The organism is Brevibacillus sp. NRRL NRS-603, assembly GCF_003013445.1.
Taxonomy (GTDB): Bacteria; Bacillota; Bacilli; order Brevibacillales; family Brevibacillaceae; genus Brevibacillus; species Brevibacillus formosus.
In genome coordinates this window covers 14232-30121 of sequence record NZ_PXZN01000030.1, presented here as the reverse complement: position 1 = coordinate 30121, position 15890 = coordinate 14232, and the positions used below count along the sequence as shown (strand labels likewise).

Below are 15890 nucleotides of genomic sequence, written 5' to 3'. Positions count from 1 at the left end.
AAGGGAGTGAGGGTGTCAGGAGTTATGGGGAAAACGACGAGCGATGTCTTGGATTATCGGAAAAAAGATCGCAATAAATTCATCAAGACGCTGAGCCAGGTCGCTATCTTAGTCGTCCTGGGTGTCATGTTATTCAATGCCGTCTTTGATTGGAAGAAGTACGAGGAACCGAATAAAGCGAGCTGGACGAATGAAAAAGGCTTTATCGCCATCTCCTATTTTGGCGTGGGTCGTTCGGGTACACCGAAATTAGTAGCCAAGAAGCAATTGGACGAGCAGTTGCAGGCGTTGTATGACCAGGGCTATCAAACGATCTCGCAACAAGATATCTTGGACTTTTACAAGAAAAAGAAGCCGCTTCCTGACAAGGCGCTGTTCCTAGCCTTTGAAGATGGCAGGAACGATTCGAGCTTGTTTGCCCAGCCGCTTTTGGAGAAGTACAACTTCAAAGCAACAGCATTGTCTTACGGCAACAAGATGGGAAACAGCGAGAACAAATTCCTTCAGCCGGAAGATATGAAAAAAATGATGGAAAATGGCTTCTGGGAGCTCGGTTCCAACGGCTATCGGCTGACGTATATCAATGTATTTGATGATCAGGGTAATTTCATCGGGGTGAAGGATGAGAGTGAATTATCAAACAAAACAAAGGTAGGCTACTATAACCACTACTTGATGGACTTTATCCGTGACAGCAATATGATCCCGATGGAAGACAGAAGCAAGATGGAAGCGAGAATCAACGAAGACTACAAGCTGATGAATGATACGTATATGGATCAATTGGGCTTTGTCCCGGGTGCCTATATGATCATGCATGCGAACACCCTGTATGGCGGGATGAATCGCTTGGTAGCGGATGCGAACGACGCGAATATCAAAAAGTATTTTACGATGCACTTTAACCGGGAAGGAACCGCCTACAACGACAGCGAGGGCGATCTCTACAACCTGACTCGCGTGCAGCCAGAGCCTTACTGGTACACGAATCATTTGTTGATGCGTATCCAAAAAGACACTGACGAAAAGATTCGCTTCGTTCGCGGCGATGAAGAGCAAGCCAAAGGGTGGGATCGTCTCGGTGGCGCCGCGCAATTTATGGAGGATCAGATCGTCCTGACCTCTCCAGCAGCTGGCTCTGGCATGTTATATTTAAAAAACAGCGACAGCCAGAAGGATATCAAGCTTTCTGCCAAGCTCGAAGGGAATGTAATCGGCAAGCAGTCCATCTATTTGCGCTATGATCGGGAAAAAGGCAGCTTTCTTCGGGTCGTCCTGCATGATAATGAGTTGCGCGTTGAGCAGAAGAAGGAAAAAGGAGAAGTCCAAGAGCTGTTCAAGACAGAATTGAGCCAAGTGATTTGGAATCCCGAAGATTTGACCTTCGACCGTGCCTCTGTTTATACGAGAGAGCAAGGCGAGTCTGGTGCTCCCGAGCTGGAAAAATACCCGATCAACATTAAAAATACGCGTGCATTCGAAATGATTGTTCAAGGCGACCGTCTCAGTGTTTCCGTGGACAAGACACCGCTCTTGGACAAGCAACAGATCGACCCAAGCATTAGCAGCGGTGGTGTTGCATTGGAAGCGGCCTATAGTGAAGTGAACAAAAAGGACGACATTTATGACGGGGTATTTGCGGACGTAAAGATAGAGTCCTTGGCGCAACCGAATGGTGAGCAGCAGATGCTGTTCAGTAATGTGCAGACAGGGCTTGCAGGAGTCGTCAGTTCGATCAAGAAATCTTTTTTTGCCACAATGGACTGGGTCATCGACACCTTTTAAATCCGAAACAAGGGGGATCAGTGTAAGGTGTCAAACATCAAGAAACGATCGATCATTTTGACCGCTCTTCTGATAGTAGTGTGTGTCATCCTCGTATGGTACATGATGAAATGGAATGATACCGACAGCTTGGAGAGTGTAGATGCAGCCAACAACACGATGGAACTGTCAGCGTGGGTAGTAGACTGGAAATGGGAAGCCGGTTTGGAGGATTTCCGCAGGATGACGGATGGCTTGTCCAGTGTGCAGGTCTTCGCGGCGTATTTTGATGAAAATGACAAGCTGCACTTTACTGATCGCATGACCAAGGCGATGCCAGAGATCAAGGAAGCAGCGAAGCAGGGCAGCTATGTCGATCTCGATTTGACCATTGTGAATGATCGTCTTAACAGTGATGGTACGCAGGTTCAAAAGGACCCGTCGATTGTCAGCCGGCTCATGGCGACAGATGCAAGCCGTACCAAGCACATTATGGAGATCAAGAATGCCGTGATCCAGAATGGCTTTCATGGTTTAGAAATCGATTATGAGAGAATTGAGGAGAAAGACTGGAACAACTTCCTTGCTTTTATCCATACCTTGTATCAGCATATGGAGAAGGAGGGAAAGTCGCTTCGCATCGTATTGGAGCCGCGCGCGCCGATTGAAGACTTGGCATTGCCAATAGGTCCTACCTACGTCATGATGGCTTACAATTTGTATGGTACGACTACAGAGCCAGGTCCCAAAGCCGATCATGCATTTATTGAGGAGCTTGGCTATCGCATGCAAAAAGTGCCGGGTGACAAGGTCATGGCCCTATCTGTGGGCGGGTTTGACTGGGCTAGTGAAGGAAAAGTGACGGCTGTGACGGAAAAGCAGGCAGCGGACCTTTCCATTTCGAGTATCGAGCCGCCAAAGCGGGATGAAGCTAGCGGAAGTTTGTACTTCGACTATATGGGTGAGGACGGCCAAAAGCACACGGTTTGGTATGCGGATGAAGTAACACTGTCTCAATGGGTTGCAGTTGCGAAGAAAGCGGGCATTGAGAAAATTGCGCTTTGGCGACTTGGTGACATGGGGGAAGGGACATTGCAATATGTGAATCGGTAGGGGGTGTAGTGGAAGGAAGAAGCGAATTCCCAGTCTACGCTTCGGCCTACGCGGCTTTGGATTCACATCTTGCAGATTTAATATAAATCAAGAAAGGCATGATGGCTATCACTGTGGGGACAACCCATCCGGGATTTGCTAGAATGTTTTTCTATGTTGATGTAACTTTGTACCAGAGATGAACGTTATAATGCTAGAAGCGGTAGTCTGCTCTTTTACAGGGCGGCTGCTACATATGATTTTGGACTTCATTCATAGGAGCGTGGAATTTTTGGGTCTCTGGGAAGCTTTTGTTGCGATTGTGCTGGGGCTAGTAGAAGGTTTGACTGAGTTTGCCCCTGTTTCCTCTACGGGTCACATGATCATCGTGGATGACTTCTTGTTCCAAACGAAAGATTTGTTTTCCCCTGAAGTGGCCAACACATTCAAAATTGTCATTCAGCTCGGCTCGATTCTGGCTGTCGTGGTTTTGATGTGGGATCGGTTCATGAGCTTGCTCGGCCTCAACAGACTGGCTGGTAAACGTGAGATTCCGGCAGGCCCTCGGCTGAATTTGGCTACGGTCATTGTCGGTTTGATTCCTGCGGGGATTCTGGGTGTTTTGTTTGACGACTACATCGATGAGTATTTGTTCTCAACGAAGACCGTGGTAATCGGTCTGGTGCTGGGCGCTTTGCTCATGTTGGCTGCGGATTGGTTCCGACCAGGACGTCCCAAGATCGAGTCGGTTGATCAGATTACGTACAAGCAGGCATTTCTGGTCGGACTTATTCAATGCTTCTCCCTGTGGCCTGGCTTTTCCCGTTCAGGTTCCACAATCTCCGGGGGCGTACTGTTGGGCATGAGCCATCGGGCGGCGGCAGACTTCACGTTTATTATGGCGGTGCCGATCATGGCGGGCGCGAGCTTTTTGTCGCTGTTGAAGCGTTGGGATGCGATTACAATGGACAGCATTCCGTTTTTCGTCGTCGGTTTTATTAGCGCGTTTGTATTTGCGCTTTTATCGATCCGGTTCTTCTTGAAGCTGATTAACCGCATCAAGCTGACACCTTTTGCGATTTATCGCTTGGTGCTGGCAGCAGTTATTTTCTTTGTGTTTATGTAAAATCAAAAAGACGACAAAGGCTCCCAGTTGGGAGCCTTATTTTAATTATTCGCCTTTATCTCACTCGGTTTTTCAATAACAATTCCGTTTAACTTAAGCGTAACAGGATTCGCGATCGTATCTCCAACGGGGCATGTCTGTTCCAAAAATTCCACAAAAGACTCTACTTGCTCTCTAGGAGCATCGGTTTTGATATGAAAGGTGTATCGAATCTCGGAATACCCGCGTCGGACATCAGATTTGTTCATGAAGCCATCCGTATCGAGATCGCCTTCAACTTCCACCCAAAAATCGTCGAGTTGAACGTTAAACTTCCTGGCATATACTCTGGCAACGATAGATTGGCAGGCGCCTAATGCGGAGAGTACCAGCTCAACCGGGTTCATCCCAGTATCGGTTCCCCCCAAGCTTTTCGGTTCATCGATCGTTATCTCGAAATTTCTGGAACTGGCCGTCACAACCATTCCCTTCTGTAGATGTGCAGTTGCTTTGAATGTTTCAACAGGCATGATACACACTCCCTTCCGGATAATCAATACAAGTAAACTCTACCATAGTTTTCCAATAACGATTAAGTAAATTTTTTACTCATGCAAGCTGGTGTCTCTCCCACTAAAACAATTAAAGGGGCTGTCCCAAAAGTCGATTTGCCGACTGAGAGACGCCCCTTCTATCTTTTATTTCAACAAGTAAACCGCACGCGTAGTCATAAATCCTTTGACATCCTCACCTTTATCCAGCTTTTGCTCGACGAAAGGAATGCCAGCTTCTTGCAGACGTACTTTCACCGCATTGAAATGGTGGAAGTCAACGACCAGCGTTTTGTTGCTTGCTTTGATCTCTTTAAGCTGCTTTTTCACTAATGCATTGGCGCCAGACTGTCCAATGATATGAGAGGCATTTACCAATACCATATTGGCGAGCAAAATGACGACCAGAACCTTGCCCGCATGGCGGAAAAAGCCCTTCTGAACATCCCAGACTGCCAGCGCAATCAAGAGTGGAATCAACCAAAGCTGCGGAACATAGCGTGCCCACCAGCTTTCCGGATTAATGAGCACAGTCACGAAGAGCGCCAGACTGATCCACAGGAAAGGTGCCGCCTTTTTTCGATGAGTCCCCAAAAGCAAGACGACTAGAATCAGGCATGTGACAATCACAGCTCCTCCGAAAAGCGGTCCGAATCCGGCTACACGCACGTCAGGAGAGTAGAACACGGCGAGCTCTTTCAAGGTGACCGTAAATGGCACCTTCCATGTAGGGCTATGGGGTGTTGCGATGTTCTCCGATTTGGAAAATAAGGAGATAGCCAGATTTTCAACGTTGGTATTGTCTTTAAAACCATGCGGGCTATTCGAGGTCATGATATCAACGGCACCTTTGCCCGCCAACGGATAAAACGGATGGCCCTTCGCAAGAGTGTTGGTGACATACGGATTGTACCCGACAACCACTACGGTGATAACCAGACTAATTGAAAGCCACATGAGCATGCTTTTGATGTGCTGACGGCGATCGTAGAAAAAGAAGAGCACGAGAATAGCCAAGCCGAGCAATCCGGCGTACCCCAATGCCGTGAATTTGATCTGCGCCAGCAGCATGAGTGCTGCACATAGTGCGAGTAGCGTCCAAGCATGGTAGCGTTTATAAAGCAGATAGCCGAGAGCGCAGATGATGAGCACGAGTGAGCCAAGCTGTCCGTCAATATAGAACGAAGTCGATTGCGTAATCACTGCGGGATTGAACGCCGCAAGCAACGCGAAGGCAATCGCCGCCCCTATTTTCTCTGGGAAAGCGGTTCGGATGGCAGCGAGTGTCAGGAAAAAGGACGATGCAATCAACAACAGGTTAAATATTTTGCTGACCTCAATTTGACCAGTCAGTTTATACATGACGGCATCGAGCATCCAAGGACCTTTGGCGTAATGATTAATCCACAGGTGAAAGGCGGAGAGAACCTCTCTATTATCCATCTCCTCCACCTCTTTTGAACCAGAAGGCTTGAGGATGGGCTGGTCATGAACCGGATTCCAGCCGTTGGTTATCTTTACGATTGCTTCTTGATGATACGTTTGTCCGTCAAAAGAGAGATCAAACGTATTGGCGCTGATAAAGTAGCTGATGCCTGAAACAATCGCCAGTCCAGCCAAAAGGGAGAAAAACCAGGCTCGGCGACGTGAACTCACGAAGACCGACACCATTGCGCCCATCGCAGCGAAAGCTGCAACGAGGCCAATCCAAAAGCTGGCGGCCGTTACGGATACGCCGAACAAAAATAAAACCGATGTGCTAAGCACAATCGTAGCCATAAACAAAAGCAAAGCCGTCCCGAGCAGGAACGAGTACGTTGCTGTACGGTTATTCATGAACATAATCTCCTGTCTACGAATCTACTAGCCAATGAGCTTAGGGAGGTTCGCTGCCAGCAGATGCAACACGGTCGCAAGCAGTACCCCGAGTACCAGACCCCCGGCAATTTCCCATCTGGTATGTCCCATGCTTTCGCGCAAAGGCTTGGTGGGAAACACGTCTGGATGTACCTTAGCGAGCTTGTTGAGCGCCTCTGCATGTTTTCCTACCGCTCTGCGCAATCCAGTCGCATCGATGATCACAATAAATGTCACAGCCACGCCCAGCCCGAATGCCGGATGAGTAAAGCCCTCCTGCAAACCAATCAGAAACACAGTGGTCACCATAACGGTTGTGTGCGTGCTGGGAAACCCGCCGTTCCCGACCATTTCTTTGGCCCGGGACCCAAAGCGAAGGTAATTAATCAAGAATTTGGTTATTCCGGACACAAGCCAGCCGATAAACGGCGCTACCGCATATAACATGAGAAAACTCCCCTACGTGATGATTACGATTGAGAAATGACGACGACGCCCACGACGATAATTGCCAGACCGACAATACGTGTAAGGGACAACGGTTCGTTGAAGATCAAGAAGGACATCACAGCTACCAACACGTATCCGAGTGCTGCCATGGGATAAGCATAGGAGAGCTGCACCTTTTCCAGCGCAGCAATCCAGATAAACGCAGAAAGTCCGTAAAGCGCAAGTCCCACCATAATCGGCAGGTTCGTGAAATAGTGCAGGAACTTCAGTAGCAGCATGTCATTATTGCTGGTGAGCGAGGACGCGCCCATCTTCATCGCAACTTGTCCACACGCACTGAGGATCACGGAAATGATGATGAGAACAATTGATGGCATAGCCTGATCCACAACCTATCTGTGCAAGTAACTTCATGTACAATACAGGTTCAAAAAGTTGGCTTTTCAGCACCGAGAAGATGGCGAGAACCGAACGAAGGAGGAGCGGAGTGTAGGGAATCTACATGAGCACCGGACTTCGGAGGTGAACGCCATATTCGATGTCGAAATAGCTTTCTAGACTACTTCGTGATCAAAAGACAACTTTTTGAACTTCCACTTCCTTATTTAAATTCAAATACGTAAATAATCCCGGCCACCATGACGACATACAGGAACACCGTAATGAGAATCGGCTTGTCCTGCAACAAAACTTTTTCCGGACTGCCGCCCTGGCCTGCGACAGTAATCAAATACAGGTAACGGAAAATACCAAAGATCACGAGTGGAATGGTCCACATCAAGTGAATCGTGCGTCCTGACGTAAAAGTGAACAAGGAATAGCTGATGATTGTCATGGTTGTCACAATCGTATTCAACTGATTCAACAATTCGGACGAATAACTGTCGAGCACTTTGCGATGCGTTCCTTTATCCTGCTGCAACAAAATCAGCTCGTGGCGACGTTTGCTGATGGCCAAAAACAGCGCAAGCAGCATCGTACAGAGCAAAAACCATGGCGTGAACGGCGTTTGGATCATCAGACTTCCACCGATGGCACGCAAAACAAAACCGGCTGAGATAATCATGACGTCCAGAATGACTACATGCTTCAGCTTCAACGAGTAAGCGACATTAAGCACAAAGTAAACCAACAGTACGAGCGCGAATAATCGGTCAAAGTAATAAGCACTAAACAGGGAACCTAGCAGCAAAAACACACCGAATGCTAAAGCGAGGGCTGGCGGCAATGCACCAGAAGCCATGGGCCGGAACTGTTTTTCCGGGTGATTTCGGTCATTTTTGATATCGACAAAATCATTGAGGATGTAGACACAGCCGGATACAAAACAAAACAGCAGGAAGGCCAGCACTGATTTTCCAATGACATCCGGACTTACTTTGTGCAAGGAAAATAGCAAGGCAGCAAAGACAAGCAAGTTTTTCGTCCATTGATGTGGACGAAGCTGTTTTACTAATAGGTAGACCATATTTTGTCGAACGCGTGGCGTTGTTTTGACGTCAACTTTAACAGAATTTGATGTTGCCCCCATATCTAACCCCTATCCTAATATCGAATCTTGTACCTTCTAATGACGGAAAATGTAAAAAGAAGGTTACACCTGTAATATGGTAACATAACTTCGCCCATAAAAATTTAAGGATAACAGAAAAAATGTGAACTTGCGAGAAAGAATAATTGCCAAAAATAATATTGAGGTTTTACAAGAAAACGCAGCCCTCATAAACGAGCTGCGTTTTTTCAGGTTTTCTCTTTTTAGTTCACTTGCGTTAGTTCACTCGCGGAATAGGAGTGGCTGCTTTTTTCCGTGAGTACAGGAACAAATTGAAAAGAACGATCACGAGTATGATTAATTGTGGGATCGTCGTTTCCCAGCTCGCGTAAATGCCGAGAGTCGGTGCATACAACAAGTAATCGCTGCTGTGTGCAGATAAGCTACCGGTCACCTGCAAAGCGTGGATGCTGACGCCGACGAATTTAAACGCCATATAGTAGAGCAAGAGACTGGCTACAAAAAAGAACGGACGAACCGGAATGCGTGCACTGAGCTTGATGATGACAAAGCCAATCACGGCCAAAACGACAAGCGCGCTCAAAATGCCGATCGCCAGGTCTGTCATGGAGATTGTAGCGGCCATCCCCATATAAAAGATAATCGTTTCTGCCCCTTCGCGGGCGACAGCGAGAAAGGCGGTGAATGAGAGTGACCACAGAGCTCCTGTTGCCAAAGAAGAGCCGATAGATTTCTCGACAAACTGATTCCATGCCTGCAAATTGGACTTCTTATGCAACCAGGCCCCGATCGTCACCATAAAGAAGACGGCAATGAGTCCAGTTACTCCCTCAATCGTTTCTCGCGAATTGCCTGTGGACAGGTTGGAGAAAACGACACTGAGGATGACTGCCAAAATGGCGGAAACTACGATTCCGGCAACTGACCCGGACCAGATCCATTTGCGCTTGTCGGCATTGCCTGACTTGTTCAGGACAGTAAGCAGAGAAACGATGATCAAGATAGCCTCCAGTCCTTCGCGGAACAAGATGAGTCCCGCATCCCAAGCGGTGTACGAGGACGCTGTCGCAAATGGTTCAAGCTCTGTCTTCATTTCCGCAAGATTTGCTGTCGCCTTTTCCCATTGCGGGGGATTGGACAGGATGAGTGTCGGGATGGCGACCATCTTGGCTTCGATACTGCTGTAGGTAGCAGGCGATTTGGTCATGACTACGCCTTCAACAGAGGGCCAAGAGGTGATAAAGGTCTCCATTTTGTCCGAAGCAGCAGTTGCATCCTGATTGGCGATCTCTGTTTCTACCGATGCAAGGAGTACCAGTAGAGACGAGATGGTGGGCTGCTCGGAGGAAGGATTCCCAGCGGCCTGTTGGACTGCCTTTCCTGCCAGATAATTGTCCACCGCAGTAATGAGCGCCTGTACTTTCTCTGCGCTCTTTTTAGGATCGGGTGGTTCTGTGTTCAGGGCAATGCGCGCACCGCTGATTTTGATTTCCATATCTCCGTAAACCGCGGCATTTTCCGCTCGAACAAGACCCTCCGCCTTGTACCAGCCGGTGACGAAGCTGCTGTACGATTGCTTGGCTTTCATCAGATCGCCTTCCGTGATGGCTGTCATGCTGTTTTGCAAGAGCGGTAGCAGTGCCGCAATTTGCTTGTGTGCGCGTTCTTTTGGCTGACCGCCTTCTTCGTTGGACGAGACGTAACGATCTGTCGCTTTTGCCAGATTGGAGATAGCTGCTTTTGCAGTGTCAGGATTCGCCTTCGCTTGGGCAAGGGCTTGCTCTGCTTCCGCGAGTGCTTGTGTCAGCGCTTGGGCATCTGCGGAGGTCTTTTCCGAATTGCTCTCCCAGATGGTCTTCATGCCGCTGACCGCTTTGGTTGCTTCTTCCCAGTTGTTATCTCCAGTGCTAATCAACGCATCGCTAGAGAGGGCGATCATTTGCTTGAGCTGCTCTGGTACCAGCGGCGTGGCTACAGCGGCAGACAGAGCGGATGTCCATAGCAGCATGCATGTACAAAGGATAAACAGATAGCGTTTCAAGGTGTTCACTCCATCCCAGGTAGTTGGTTAAAATAGTGTGTCCCCGATGTATCCGCCCTCACTTGCACCAGGTAGACAGGCGTACAAACCACTGCCAACATGGGTGATGTATTCATTGAGAAGGTCGACAGATGCGAGCTTTTGTTGCATCGGAATAAATTGCTTGCGCGGATCACGATTGAAGCAAATGAACAAAAGCCCAGCATCGAGCTGACCAGTCTTGAGATCCATTCCACTCGAATAAGAGTATCCGCGCCGCAAAATTTTCACCTTGCCCTCCATATGGGCCAAGGCGACATGGGAATCGACAGGAATAACGGGTTTGCCCTTGGCATCCTTTCGATCCAGCTCCAGCTCGTCGAACTCATTTGCTTTGCCAAGAGGCGCTCCGGTTAAACGATGACGACCAAATGTATTCTCCTGATCGGTGAGGGAGGAGCGATCCCACACCTCGATCCGCATGCGGATTCGACGCATAACCATGTAGCTTCCGCCTGCCATCCACGCGGGACTTTCAGCAGTGTGAGCCCAGACGACTTCATTTGCGGTAGCGGGATCGTTTACCTGCGGATTGTTCGTACCATCCTTGAAGCCCATCAGATTCCGTGGTGTGGAGCCAGTCGGGTCGGATGCGCTGGTACGCTGGAAGCCTTCCTGCAGCCAGTGGAGGACAGCTTTTCCTCGAGCGATCCGGGCCAAATTCCGCAGGGCATGGAAGGCGACCTGTGGATCGTTGGCGCAGACCTGCACGACAATATCGCCACCCGACCATTCCTTTCGCATTTCATCGCTGTTGAAGCGAGGTAAATCGACCAAAGGAGCTGGGCGTTTGGATGCCAGACCAAAGCGCTCGTCGAAGAAAGAAGCGCCAAGCCCAAATGTGATCGTCAATTTCATTGGGCGCAGGCCCATGGCTTCTCCCGTGTCGATAGGAGGAAGAAGGGCGTTATCGCTCTCCTCATCGACGTTTTTGCCGGCAGTCATGCGTGCTGCTGCCTGTGTCCAGCTTTGAAACAAGCTGCGGACATCCCCTAGCGAGGTCGTCGTCAAATCAAAAGCACCCATGCAGATAAAATCCTGCATAGGTGTAATGATTCCGGACTGATGCTTGCCATAAAAGGGAATGACCTCATCTGCACCGGTCGGAGTGGCACTCGTCTGCTCATTTTTAGGAGGAGAGGGCAAAAGGCTATTAACCCCAGTCGCCCCCAACAGCAGTCCAATCCCTCCGACCCCAGCCAACTTCAAAGCTTCTCGACGTGTGATTTTGTTCGCTGTGGTGTTTGCGAGATGCTTGTCATTCATTTTGTTAGCCTCCTACGATCTTACCCATTTTGGACAATGGCTCAGCCAATGCATCGAGGGACTGACTCAGCTTTTTCACTTGGTCTTCTTTCAATTCGGTGTACAGCACATAGCCGTCGCCTTTGCGGTAAGGTGCGAGGGCTTTGTCCAAATCAGCAAAGCGAGCTTCAATTTCACTGGCAAGAGCAGAGTCTTTTGCCGTAACAGCAGGCTTCAATACTTTGTAAATTTCGTGAGCGCCTTCTACGTTCGCAGCGAAATCGTACAAGTCCGTATGGGAATAGCGTTCTTCCTCACCAGTCACCTTGCTCGTCGATACCTCGTTCAAGAGCTCAACCGCACCGGTTACCAGCATAGGCACATCAATTTCGACGCTCTCTACTTTCACGCGGAGCTGCTTCACATCTTGCAGCAGTTGATCCGCTACTTTTCCTTGGTCAGCAACCGATTTGGTTTCCCAGAGTGCTTTCTCCAATTTGTGATAGCCGCGCCATTCGTTATCAGGCACATCGCCTTCGCGGGCATCGATCCACGGGTCAAAATCGCCGAGAGATTCCGCAATAGGCTCGATTCTCTCAAAGTAAGCACGGGCTGGAGCATACTCCTTTTTCGCTTTCTCCATATCGCCTGCTTTGACGGCGGTGGTGAAGCTTTCTGTTGCTTTTACGAATTGGTCGGTTTGGTCAACGACCCATTTTCGGTATTGATCCATAGAGGCTTGCAGCTCAGGAGAAGCAGCAGGAGCAGTGCTCGCTGTTGCGGACTTATCAGCAGCAGGCTTGTCAGGCTGCGTGGCTTCTGGTTTTTTCTCCTCGGTTTGTGTTTGTGCGTTTCCGCAAGCGGCGAGCAAGGAGGAACCGAGAATCACTGCGGCGAGTGGATAACTCCATTTTTGAATCATGAAAAGACATCCCTTCATCTAATATGAGTGCATAATTATATGGTTATATGTCGATAATGAATATCATTATCATCCACAAAGAATTTTACTCTTTCTTAAACAGTTTGCAATCTTTTTTTGGCTAACAATCACTGGTTTGTTTTGGCGTTGTTCACATAAAACCAAAAGTAGCTCAACAATCCCTTAACAATGACCTGTTATGATCGAGCTATCAACTAAATGAATAACGTCTGTAAGTGGGTCGAGACGTGGAGAAAGCCCTCATACAGCAATAGATTCGAAAAAGACCGTTCTTTCGGTTTGTTTCTTTGTGCTATTGCCGTGTATGAGGGCTTTTTGTGTTTTCGGACGAAAGGAGCGAGCAGGGGATTTGCTAGATACAGATAGGTACGATGCGTATTTTTTTGACTTGGATGGAACGATTTTTCTCGGGAATGAACTGCTTCCTGGGGTGGAAAAGACACTTGCCACTCTGCGGGAGAAGCAGAAGAAAATCATGTTTTTGACCAATACGACGGTACAGACAAGAACAGCTTGTCAAACTCGCCTCCAGAAGCTCGGATTGACTGCCCGGCGGGAAGAAATCATGACGGCAGCCTATGCGGCGGGATTGTATCTTCAAGAGAATACGGAGCAAGCGCGTGTCCTGATCGTTGGGGAGCCTGCATTGGAGGAAGAGATTGCGAGCTTTCATATAAAGCAGGTGCAAGATGCAAAGGAAGCCACGCATGTATTGGTTGGAATGGACCGTGGATTTACGTATGAAAAGCTGCAACAGGCTGCTGACGCTGTACGAAAGGGAGCCCACCTGATCGTAGCGAACCCCGATCCGGTATGTCCGGTGCCAGGGGGTGCGATTCCTGATACATGGGCGTTGGCGAGAGCGATTGAAACAGCTGGTGGAGCTTCTGTCTGGGCGATGACTGGCAAGCCGTCCCGGTACTACGCCGAGCAGGTTTTTCAACAGCTTCAAGTACAGCCAGAGAGATGCGTCATGGTGGGCGACCGTTTGGAAACAGACATTTTACTTGGGAAAAACAGCGGCATGAGAACGGCGCTGGTCATGACAGGTGTGACAACCAGCCGCGAACTGGAAGCCACAGAGATTCAGCCAGATTACATCCTTCCGACGATGGAAGCCATGGTGCAAGTCGAGTAGGAAAACGAGGAGGCATGGGAGATGGAGTTGGGAAAGAGCAGCAAAAAGTGGTTGTGGTCACTAATGGCAGCAAGTCTGGTGACAGGCAGTATGCCGTCCGTGATGGCGCAAAGCGCGGTGAGCAAAACCTTGCTCATTACAGAAGTTGTCAATGATCCCCTTTTTGATGAAAGCACAGGCGAGTTTATCGAAATCACCAATATCTCCAACGATTCGATTGATTTGAGTGGATACATGATCGGTGATGAGGAAAAGCGTGGAGGAAATGAAGGGATGCATGCGTTTCCGGAAGGCACCCTGATTGAGCCTTTCCAGACGATTGTCATCTCCCGCTATGCCGACGGTATCGTGGAACGCCATGGCGTCACGCCTGATTTTGAATTGTTTGATTCAATGGAGGACGTCCCTGAGCTGTTGCCGACGGATTGGGCGACAGGCAGCATTTATTTGGCCAATGGCGGTGACCACGTCATTCTGATGGACCCTGAGTACAATGTGGTGGATTCGATGGCTTACATGGATGCGAAGGTTCCGGGAGTCACCTCTCATCCGGGAGTAGCTGGCGGACACTCGATGGAACGCCTGACGGAAAGGGATACGAATGACGCATCTAAAGATTTTGTCGATCAACCCAAGCCTACCCCTGGTGAGCTGTTGTTTGGACCGAATGCCCAAAAAGACAAGATTCCAGTCTCTGATCTGAAAGACGACGTGCTGATTGTCCCTGAACCTAAGACGGGAATTGTCCTTCCTCCGACGGTGATTGCCATGTACGACAAGAAGTCCGAGATTGATGCGATTTTGGAAGCAGAAGCGTCTTCCATTTTTATTCCGGTGAAAAAATCCGGTAAGAACGGACTCGTCACCCAGGACGGCACACCTTTGGACGAGGTACTGGATCAGATCAAGGGCAAGGCGATTCCGGTGATTCATATCGAGGACAAAAAATTGGTAGCAGAGGTCGATCGTCTGCTACAGAAAGAGAATCTCACTGATGTGCACATTGTGTCTTCCCGACCGGAAATCGTCCAAGAAATGCGGGAGAAAAACAATGAATACCGTGGTGCCCTCGTGTATATCGACGGCAAGCTGAACGAAAAGAAGCAAAAGGAGCTGGTACGTTCAGCCAGGAGCAGTCGTTCCAATGTGATCGTTCTCTCGCAAACTGCGATGACGGAGGAGGTCATTCGCTACTTCCGCAATCGCGGGTTGTCCGTGTGGGGAATTGATCGGGCGAATAAGAGCCAAGCGAGTGAAATGATCGAGATGGGGGTGGCGGGGGTTGTCTCACACGATCCAAAAGAGGTGCATGAGCTGCTTGCAGCTTACCCAGAGAAAAGCATCACGCAACCTCCGATGGTCATGGCGCATCGAGGTATCCCTTCTTTAAAGCCAGAAAACACGATGTACGCCTTTGAAGAAGCAATGGAGCTGGGTGTGGAAATTATCGAGACAGACGTCCACAAAACAAAGGATGGCCACCTTGTCCTGATCCATGATTTTGATCTGGAACGCACCACCAACGGGACAGGGAAGGTAAAGGATTTCACGCTGAAGGAACTGCGCGAATTGAACGCGAACAAGCTCGATCCAGCAAATCCTTCCTGGTATCAGCCTGAGATTACGGATGCTGTTATTCCTACCATGGATGAATTGCTGGAAGCGGCAAAGGGCAAAGCGGTGCTCATTCTGGAAGCAAAGGGGATTGGGTACGAAAAGGAAATGGCGAAGGCTATCAAGGAGCACGACATGGTTGAAGATGTAATTGTCAGCAGCTTCAGCTCAGAAGTATTGGAGCGTTTCGCCAAGCTCAATCCGGAATTGGGACTGGGCTTTACCTTGAGCGGGACCAAGCCAAAGGAACAGCTGGAACAGTATGCCGAAAAGCAGGTAACAGACGCGGTTCAACTGAATGCCCAATACTTTATCAACCATCAGATTGTGACGCCAGAGCTAATCCGTTTCGCCAAGCATCGGGGAATCATTTTGACCGTGTATACCGTTAACGAGGAAGCAGATATGAAGCGGGCAACCGAGGCGGGAGTCGGCGGGATTATTACCGACTATGCACAAAAACTTTACAATACCCAAATATTACCTTAGTAAGCAATTGTTATAGTCGAGTGATACGTAAAAAACAGCGAGAGGTTCA

Annotated in this window: 13 protein-coding genes; 5 read left to right on the top strand and 8 right to left on the bottom strand. The window is 48.9% G+C overall.

The genetic code is table 11. The annotated features are described in order from the left end of the window. Positions 1–24: 24 nt before the first annotated feature. From C7R94_RS21530 to C7R94_RS21520, 3 genes are all read left to right on the top strand, one after another. Positions 25–1785 carry a polysaccharide deacetylase family protein gene (locus C7R94_RS21530; protein ID WP_106784514.1) on the top strand — a complete coding sequence of 587 codons (1761 nt, stop codon included), beginning with the start codon at positions 25–27 and terminating at the stop codon, positions 1783–1785. Positions 1786–1812: 27 nt separating this feature from the next. Further along, on the top strand, positions 1813–2877 hold the full coding sequence (locus C7R94_RS21525; RefSeq protein ID WP_106784511.1) for a glycosyl hydrolase family 18 protein: 1065 nt from the start codon (positions 1813–1815) through the stop codon (positions 2875–2877). Between the two features lie 271 nt (positions 2878–3148). Beyond that, positions 3149–3982, top strand: coding sequence for an undecaprenyl-diphosphate phosphatase (locus C7R94_RS21520; protein WP_304533970.1), 834 nt, complete (start codon positions 3149–3151; stop codon positions 3980–3982). Between the two features lie 41 nt (positions 3983–4023). Here the strand turns inward: C7R94_RS21520 and C7R94_RS21515 are convergent, their stop codons facing one another. From C7R94_RS21515 to efeO, 8 genes are all read right to left on the bottom strand, one after another. After that, positions 4024–4491, bottom strand: a complete 468-nt coding sequence (locus tag C7R94_RS21515) for an OsmC family protein (protein WP_106784509.1) — start codon at positions 4489–4491, stop codon at positions 4024–4026. 168 nt (positions 4492–4659) lie between these two features. Beyond that, positions 4660–6348 (bottom strand): hypothetical protein, encoded by a 1689-nt coding sequence (locus C7R94_RS21510; protein ID WP_106784506.1) that lies wholly within the window; start codon positions 6346–6348, stop codon positions 4660–4662. A gap of 27 nt (positions 6349–6375) precedes the next feature. Then, on the bottom strand, positions 6376–6816 hold the full coding sequence (locus C7R94_RS21505) for a divergent PAP2 family protein (RefSeq protein ID WP_106784503.1): 441 nt from the start codon (positions 6814–6816) through the stop codon (positions 6376–6378). 23 nt (positions 6817–6839) lie between these two features. Continuing rightward, entirely contained in the window at positions 6840–7196 is a 357-nt protein-coding gene (locus C7R94_RS21500; RefSeq protein WP_088909983.1) for an SMR family transporter, read from the bottom strand. Positions 7197–7420: 224 nt separating this feature from the next. Beyond that, the gene (locus C7R94_RS21495; RefSeq protein ID WP_047070136.1) at positions 7421–8350 is read right to left on the bottom strand and encodes a decaprenyl-phosphate phosphoribosyltransferase; all 930 of its coding nucleotides are present in this window, start codon (positions 8348–8350) and stop codon (positions 7421–7423) included. A 238-nt stretch (positions 8351–8588) separates the two neighbouring features. Next, positions 8589–10373, bottom strand: coding sequence for an FTR1 family iron permease (locus tag C7R94_RS21490; protein ID WP_106784501.1), 1785 nt, complete (start codon positions 10371–10373; stop codon positions 8589–8591). Positions 10374–10400: 27 nt separating this feature from the next. Then, on the bottom strand, positions 10401–11678 hold the full coding sequence (gene efeB / locus C7R94_RS21485; RefSeq protein WP_106784499.1) for an iron uptake transporter deferrochelatase/peroxidase subunit: 1278 nt from the start codon (positions 11676–11678) through the stop codon (positions 10401–10403). A gap of 4 nt (positions 11679–11682) precedes the next feature. Continuing rightward, entirely contained in the window at positions 11683–12579 is an 897-nt protein-coding gene (gene efeO, locus C7R94_RS21480) for an iron uptake system protein EfeO (RefSeq protein WP_106784497.1), read from the bottom strand. A 370-nt stretch (positions 12580–12949) separates the two neighbouring features. On the opposite strand from efeO, the gene C7R94_RS21475 reads away from it, so the two are divergent. Both C7R94_RS21475 and C7R94_RS21470 read left to right on the top strand, forming a co-directional pair. After that, positions 12950–13738, top strand: a complete 789-nt coding sequence (locus C7R94_RS21475) for an HAD-IIA family hydrolase (protein ID WP_106784495.1) — start codon at positions 12950–12952, stop codon at positions 13736–13738. A gap of 21 nt (positions 13739–13759) precedes the next feature. After that, positions 13760–15841, top strand: coding sequence for a glycerophosphodiester phosphodiesterase family protein (locus C7R94_RS21470; RefSeq protein ID WP_106784493.1), 2082 nt, complete (start codon positions 13760–13762; stop codon positions 15839–15841). The last annotated feature ends 49 nt before the right edge of the window (positions 15842–15890 follow it).